Raw genomic sequence first — 6,797 nt, forward strand, 5'->3', positions numbered from 1 at the left:
TGTCGAGGTCGATGAAGCATCAAAGCGTTATCACGGCATCGCAGGTTCCGTCGCTTACGGGCGGTTGAACGTTGCGGTATTGAACAGCAAGCCTTGAAAACACACATGCACCGGCACATGGTCCCGGGTGCCGCTGGCAGCGTCTGACGATGCCAATGGTCGGATCCATGGGGTGCGTGGAGGCCTAACCCGAGTTTCAGGAGTTTTATCATGTCTCACGTCAATATGCGTGACCTGCTCAAAGCAGGCGCTCACTTCGGTCACCAGACCAAGTACTGGAATCCGAAGATGAGCAAATTCATCTTCGGCGCGCGCAACAAGATTCACATCATCAACCTCGAACATACCCTGCCGGCGCTGAACGAAGCGATCGATGTGGTCGAGAAGATGGCGGCATCCAACAACAAGATCCTGTTTGTTGGCACCAAGCGCAGCGCTAGCAAGATCATCAAGGAAGAAGCCAATCGCGTAAGCCAGCCGTTCGTCAACCATCGCTGGTTGGGCGGTATGCTGACCAACTTCAAGACCATTCGCGTATCCATCAAACGCCTGCGCGAACTTGAAGCGATGCACGAAGACGGCACTTTCGAGAAGCTGACCAAGAAAGAAGTTCTGATGGCGACCCGCGAGCAGGACAAGCTCGAGCGTTCCGTGGGCGGTATCAAGAACATGGGCGGCCTTCCGGACGCGCTGTTCGTGATTGACGTTGACCACGAGCGTATCGCGATCAACGAAGCCAACAAGCTGGGCATTCCGGTCATCGGCGTGGTAGATACCAACTCCAACCCCGATGGCGTGGACTACGTGATTCCGGGCAACGATGACTCCATCCGCGCTATCCAGATTTACGTAAAAGCCATTGCCGATGCCTGCGGTCGTGCTAAAGAAGGTCGCGCCGACGAGTTCGTCGAAGTGACGGATACTGAAGAAGCCGCTGACGCCGACAGCAGCGCTGCCGCCGAGTAAACCGGTGGTCGATGCGGTGCCATCGCTGGTGCCGCATCATGTTAAGAGGGGGCCTGAGCCCCCTTTTTCCCGCTTTGGGTTAATGCTTGGAGTGGGCAGTCTTGGGCCGACATCAATGTCGGCAGCGTCGTGTAGAGTGAGATCATTCGGTCATGAACCGTTGCGACACTCGGCAGGGCGTTTAACTAACTCTCAGCTAGAACCATTTCAGAGGTGAAATCTCATGGCCGCTATCAGCGCCTCTCAGGTTAAAGATCTTCGCGAACGCACCGGCTTGGGCATGATGGAGTGTAAAAAAGCACTCACCGAAGCGGGTGGCGACATCGAAGTTGCAATTGAGAACCTGCGTAAAAGCTCCGGCTTGAAAGCCGCGAAAAAAGCCGGCCGCACCGCCGCGGAAGGCGCCGTTGTAACCCGCGTTGCCGACGATGGCAGCTACGGCGTTATGGTGGAAATCAACTCCGAGACCGATTTTGTGGCTCGCGATGACAACTTCATCGACTTCACCAACAAGATTGCTGACGCCTTCTTCGCCGCTAAAAGCGAAGACGTTGCCGCCGTGATGGACGGTGAGCTGGAAACCGCCCGTGAGCAGCTGGTGCAGAAGATCGGCGAAAACATTGGCGTGCGTCGTGCCGTTGTTGTCGAGGCTGTTGACGGTGGCGTGGTCGGTGAATACGTTCACGGTGGCCGTATTGGCGTGTTGACCGTCCTTAAAGGCGGCAATGCCCAGGTGGCGAAAGACGTGGCGATGCATGTTGCCGCCATCAACCCGTCGGTTGCGCACCCGGAGAACATGCCTCAGGAGGAGCTGGACGCCGAAAAAGCGATTATCCTTGCTCAGCCTGACATGGCCGGTAAGCCGGAACAGATCGCTGAAAAAATGGTGCAAGGTCGCTTGAAGAAGTACCTGGCCGAAAACAGCCTGACCGAGCAGCCGTTCGTGAAAGACCAGAACCAGACGGTGGCTGAGTATGTCAAAGCGGCAGGCGGCGAAGTGGTCGGCTTTACCCGCTTTGGCGTGGGCGAAGGCATTGAGAAAGAAGAAGTCGACTTCGCGAAAGAAGTTATGGAACAGGCTGGTCGTCACTAAGGTCTGATGTTCCAGCTGTAGGTTGGCGTGCGCGCGAGCGCACGCCTTCGCGTATCCGGCCCCTGCATAATAAAAGGGGTGATGCCGCTTGTCGGCGCCCAGGTCTGCCCCAGGAGAATTGCCATGTCGCGTGATGTTCAAGAACCGCTTACCTCTCTGTCTAGCAAATCGAAAACCGATGGTTCCAAGTCAAAATACAAGCGTATTTTGCTCAAGCTGTCGGGTGAAGCGCTGATGGGGGAGCATGACTTTGGTATTGACCCGAAGGTGCTGGACCGCATGGCGCTGGAAATTGGCCAGCTAGTGGGTATTGGCGTTCAAGTGGGTATCGTCATCGGCGGCGGCAATTTGTTTCGCGGTGCGGCGCTCAACGAAGCCGGTATGGACCGCGTCACCGGCGATCATATGGGCATGCTGGCAACGGTGATGAATGCCCTGGCGATGCGTGATGCGCTGGAACGTTCCAATATTCGCTCGCGGGTGATGTCGGCGATCCCCATGAGCGGGGTGGTCGAGCACTATGACCGGCGCACGGCGATTCGCTATTTGACGTCCGGCGACGTGGTGCTGTTTTCAGCCGGTACCGGCAATCCTTTCTTTACCACTGACTCGGCTGCCTGCCTGCGGGGTATCGAGGTTGACGTTGATGTGGTGATCAAAGCGACCAAGGTCGACGGTGTCTACAATAAAGACCCGGTGAAACACCCCGATGCCGTCAAGTATGAACAGCTCACCTATGATGATGCGCTTGATCAAAAGCTCGGCGTCATGGATTTGACCGCTATCTGCCTGGTACGTGACCATGACATGCCAGTGCGGGTGTTTGATATGAACAAGCCTGGTGCCCTGCTAAATTTAGTAGTTGGGGGCAAGGAAGGCACGCTGATAGACAGAGGGTAACCACGTGATTAATGACATTCAGAAAGATGCCGCGGCGCGCATGAAAAAAAGTGTCGAGGCGCTGCACAGCAACTTTAACAAGATTCGTACCGGGCGTGCCCATCCGAGCATTCTGGATGCGGTGACCGTGGAATATTACGGCAGTCAGGTGCCGCTGAATCAGGTGGCCTCGGTCAACGTTGAAGACGCGCGGACGCTGACGATTTCGCCGTGGGAACAGAGCATGGTGCAGAAAATCGAAAAGGCGATCATGACGTCTGACCTGGGGTTGAATCCGGCCAGCGCGGGCAACGTTATCCGCGTGCCGATGCCGATGCTCACCGAAGAGACCCGCAAAGGCTATATCAAGCAGGCGCGCAGTGAGGCAGAGCACGCGCGTGTCGCAGTGCGCAACGTACGTCGCGATGCCAACGGCGATTTCAAGTCACTGTTAAAAGATAAAGAGATCACCGAAGACGATCAGCGTGAAGGCGAAGAGGCGATTCAAAAGCTGACCGACAAGTACATCGCTGAGATCGATCAGGCGCTCGCTTCGAAAGAACACGACCTGATGCAGGTGTAAGAAGCGGATGTTCACGCCGCGGGCAGCAATGCTGCCCGCTCAGCCATCTTTGAGTGGCTTTTCTATGATTGATCTTTGGTGCAAGCATTCATGACGTCACCGCAGCTCCCCGGACAACGACCGGACGATGCCAACGCGATGGAGGTTGAGAAGGATTCGTTGCCGTCCCATGTGGCCATTATCATGGACGGTAACAATCGCTGGGCGCGTGCGCGGGGTCTTTCGGGCGCGCGCGGGCATCGCGCAGGCGTAGAGGCCGTCAGGGCGGTCATTCAGCGTGCGGCTGAGCGTGGGGTGCAAACGCTTAGCCTGTTCGCCTTCTCAAGCGAGAACTGGAAGCGGCCAGCAACGGAAGTCAATGCGCTGATGGAGCTTTTTCTGATGGCCCTCAAGCGAGAGGTCAAGAAGCTACATGAGCGTAATATCCGCCTGTCGATTATCGGCGAGCAGCGTGGCTTTTCCCATGCGATCCAGAAACATATTCAGCGTGCCGAATCGCTGACCGCTAACAACACCGGTATGCACCTGGTGATTGCCGCGAATTACGGCGGCCAATGGGATATTGCTCAGGCAGCCCGGCGACTGGCTGAACAGGCGGTCGCTGGGGAAATCTCGCCATCCGCTATCGACGAAGTCCAGATGGACCAGGCGATGAGTGAGGGGGCTTATATTCCTCCCATCGATTTGTGCATTCGGACCAGCGGTGAACAGCGGCTTTCGAACTTCATGCTCTGGCAACTGGCTTATGCCGAGCTGCACTTTTCGCCGTTGCTCTGGCCCGATTTCCATGCCGAGGCGTTCGATGATGCCCTGGCTGATTTCTGCCGACGGCAACGTCGTTTTGGCATGACCGACGAACAGTTAGAGGCCCAGGGTGCTTAAGCAACGAGTGATCACCGCGGTCTGGCTAGCGCCTGTGGTGCTGGTCGGCCTGTTCGGTCTGCAAGGTGAGAGCTTTGCCCTGTTCACGGCCTTTGTCATGCTGCTGGGTGCATGGGAGTGGACCAATCTGGCAGGCGTGACTCGGACGCTGAAGCGTGCCGCGCTGGTCGCGGGTTGTGCCGCCTTGATGCTGGTGATGTGGACCAGCGGTATCGCCCAGGCCGAATGGCCTCTGTGGGTTGCTGCGGTGGGCTGGCTGCTCAACCTGGTGTGGGTTACCCGCTACCCGGACCTGGTCGCCCAGTGGCATTCCACGCCAGGGCGGTTACTCATGGGGCTTTGGGTGCTGTTACCGTGCTGGGTGGGGTTCAATATTCTGCGCGAGACCGGAGCCGTGTGGCTGCTGTTCGTCCTCCTGCTCGTCTGGTCGGCGGATATTGGCGCCTACTTCGCCGGGCGCCGCTGGGGGAGACGCAAACTGGCACCCCGGGTCAGTCCCGGCAAATCCTGGGAGGGCGTACTGGGCGGTATGGCGGCCACGGCGCTTTTGGCGATTGTGTTTGCGTTCGCGCTGTCGCTGGGATGGACCCAAGGGGCGGCCCTGGTGGTGATTACGCTGCTGGTCACGTTGATTTCTGTGTTGGGCGATTTACTGGAGAGCATGCTCAAGCGCTACCGTGACGTGAAGGATTCAAGCCAGTTGCTGCCGGGACATGGCGGCGTGCTGGACCGCATTGACAGCTTGACGGCGGCGATTCCGCTGTTTGCGCTGCTCTACCTACAGGTGCTGGGCCTATGACCTCGATAACCCGACAGCGTGTAACGGTGCTGGGCTCCACCGGCTCCATCGGTACCAGTACGCTTGATGTCATCGCCCGTCACCCTGATCGCTATCAGGTGCATGCGTTAACCGCGCATACCTCAAAAGAGACGCTGCTCAGCCAGTGCCTGCGCTTTCGTCCTGCCGTTGCGGTTCTCGCCAACGAGACGGATGCACGCTGGCTGCGCGCTGAGCTGCAACGGGCAAACCAACCTACCGAGGTCATGGTGGGGCCGGAACCGCTGTGCGATGTCGCCCGCGATGCCAGTGTCGATATTGTCATGGCAGCGATAGTGGGCGCGGCGGGATTATTGCCCTCGCTGGCCGCGGCAGAAGCGGGCAAGCGTGTGCTGCTGGCCAATAAAGAGGCGCTGGTGATGAGCGGTGCTCTCTTCATGCAGGCGGTCGCCCGCTCCGGGGCCACGCTATTACCCATTGATTCCGAACATAATGCCATCTACCAGTGTCTACCCCCAGAGCATCGGGGCGGGCTGTCACGCCATGGCGTCTCGCAATTGCTGCTGACGGCCTCTGGCGGCCCTTTTCGGACCTGGAGCGAGGCGGCGATTGCCCGGGTCACACCCGAGCAGGCCTGCGCGCATCCCAACTGGTCAATGGGGCGTAAAATTTCGGTGGACAGCGCCACCTTGATGAATAAAGGGCTGGAGCTGATTGAGGCCTGCTGGCTGTTTGATGCCCGCCCCGACCAAATTCAGGTGGTCGTGCACCCACAAAGCGTCATTCACTCGATGGCGGCTTATCATGACGGCTCCGTGCTTGCGCAACTGGGCAATCCTGATATGCGTACGCCCATCGCGTATGGGCTGGCGTGGCCTGAAAGGATCGACGCGGGCGTCGAAGCGCTGGACCTTTTCCAGGTGGCACGGCTCGAGTTTGAAACCGCGGATGAAGTGCGCTTTCCGTGCCTGCCGCTGGCTCGTGAGGCGATGCGCAGCGGTGGTTTGGCGCCTGTCGTGCTTAACGCCGCCAATGAAGTGGCCGTCGAGGCTTTCCTGAATCACCGGTTGGGTTTTTTGGGCATCGCTCAGTTGGTCGAAGAAGCGCTGTCCTCGTCTGTCGACGGGTCGGCCGATTGCCTTGAAAGTATTTTATGGACCGACCAGCGTGCACGTCAGCGTGCCGCTGGATGGCTGGAACGTTGGTCCGCTTAGCCTTAGTCGGCTGAGGCGCATATCGAGGAGTTTCCCTGTGGGCCTGATACAAAACATTTTAGCGGTGATCGTGGTATTGGGGCTGTTGGTTACCTTCCACGAATTTGGTCACTTTTGGGTGGCGCGTCGCTGCGGGGTTAAAGTACTGCGCTTTTCAGTCGGGTTCGGCAAACCGCTATGGTCGCGGGTTGATCGCCATGGCACCGAATTTGCGATTGCCGCTATCCCGCTTGGTGGGTACGTCAAGATGCTCGACGAGCGCGAGGCGCCGGTACCTGACGATCAGCTCGATCAGGCATTTAACCGTAAAAGTGTCTGGCAGCGTATTGCCGTCGTGGCGGCAGGGCCGATTGCCAACTTCCTGCTGGCGATCGTCGCCTACTGGGCGTTGTTTGTGGCGGG

The 6,797-nt window shown here is 58.2% G+C and carries 7 protein-coding genes and 1 pseudogene; all 8 read left to right on the forward strand.

Going from position 1 to position 6,797, the window contains the following annotated elements; translation table 11 throughout:
• Positions 1–210 precede the first annotated feature (210 nt).
• Entirely contained in the window at positions 211–966 is a 756-nt protein-coding gene (gene rpsB / locus ADS46_RS09760; RefSeq protein ID WP_066319445.1) for a 30S ribosomal protein S2, read from the forward strand.
• 223 nt (positions 967–1,189) lie between these two features.
• Complete coding sequence (gene tsf / locus ADS46_RS09765) at positions 1,190–2,059, forward strand: translation elongation factor Ts (RefSeq protein ID WP_066319447.1); 870 nt, start codon at positions 1,190–1,192, stop codon at positions 2,057–2,059.
• Between the two features lie 123 nt (positions 2,060–2,182).
• Positions 2,183–2,959, forward strand: coding sequence for a UMP kinase (pyrH, locus tag ADS46_RS09770; protein WP_066319449.1), 777 nt, complete (start codon positions 2,183–2,185; stop codon positions 2,957–2,959).
• A 4-nt stretch (positions 2,960–2,963) separates the two neighbouring features.
• The gene (gene frr / locus ADS46_RS09775) at positions 2,964–3,521 is read left to right on the forward strand and encodes a ribosome recycling factor (RefSeq protein ID WP_066319453.1); all 558 of its coding nucleotides are present in this window, start codon (positions 2,964–2,966) and stop codon (positions 3,519–3,521) included.
• 90 nt (positions 3,522–3,611) lie between these two features.
• Entirely contained in the window at positions 3,612–4,403 is a 792-nt protein-coding gene (uppS, locus tag ADS46_RS09780; RefSeq protein ID WP_066319455.1) for a polyprenyl diphosphate synthase, read from the forward strand.
• On the forward strand, positions 4,396–5,202 hold the full coding sequence (locus tag ADS46_RS09785; RefSeq protein ID WP_066319458.1) for a phosphatidate cytidylyltransferase: 807 nt from the start codon (positions 4,396–4,398) through the stop codon (positions 5,200–5,202). The genes uppS and ADS46_RS09785 overlap by 8 nt, the downstream gene beginning before the upstream one ends.
• The gene (gene ispC, locus ADS46_RS09790; RefSeq protein WP_066319460.1) at positions 5,199–6,395 is read left to right on the forward strand and encodes a 1-deoxy-D-xylulose-5-phosphate reductoisomerase; all 1,197 of its coding nucleotides are present in this window, start codon (positions 5,199–5,201) and stop codon (positions 6,393–6,395) included. The genes ADS46_RS09785 and ispC overlap by 4 nt, the downstream gene beginning before the upstream one ends.
• A 37-nt stretch (positions 6,396–6,432) precedes the next feature.
• Positions 6,433–6,797: pseudogene (rseP, locus tag ADS46_RS19005) on the forward strand (RIP metalloprotease RseP); the annotation flags it as partial.

The sequence above is a fragment of the Halomonas sp. G11 genome (assembly GCF_001663515.1).
In the GTDB taxonomy this organism is placed as follows: domain Bacteria; phylum Pseudomonadota; class Gammaproteobacteria; order Pseudomonadales; family Halomonadaceae; genus Vreelandella.

Coding starts and splice junctions, on each gene's coding strand:
- uppS (WP_066319455.1), top strand. CDS start 3,612: ATGACGTCACCGCAGCTCCCCGGACAACGACCGGACGATGCCAACGCG.
- ispC (WP_066319460.1), top strand. CDS start 5,199: ATGACCTCGATAACCCGACAGCGTGTAACGGTGCTGGGCTCCACCGGC.
- pyrH (WP_066319449.1), top strand. CDS start 2,183: ATGTCGCGTGATGTTCAAGAACCGCTTACCTCTCTGTCTAGCAAATCG.
- tsf (WP_066319447.1), top strand. CDS start 1,190: ATGGCCGCTATCAGCGCCTCTCAGGTTAAAGATCTTCGCGAACGCACC.
- rpsB (WP_066319445.1), top strand. CDS start 211: ATGTCTCACGTCAATATGCGTGACCTGCTCAAAGCAGGCGCTCACTTC.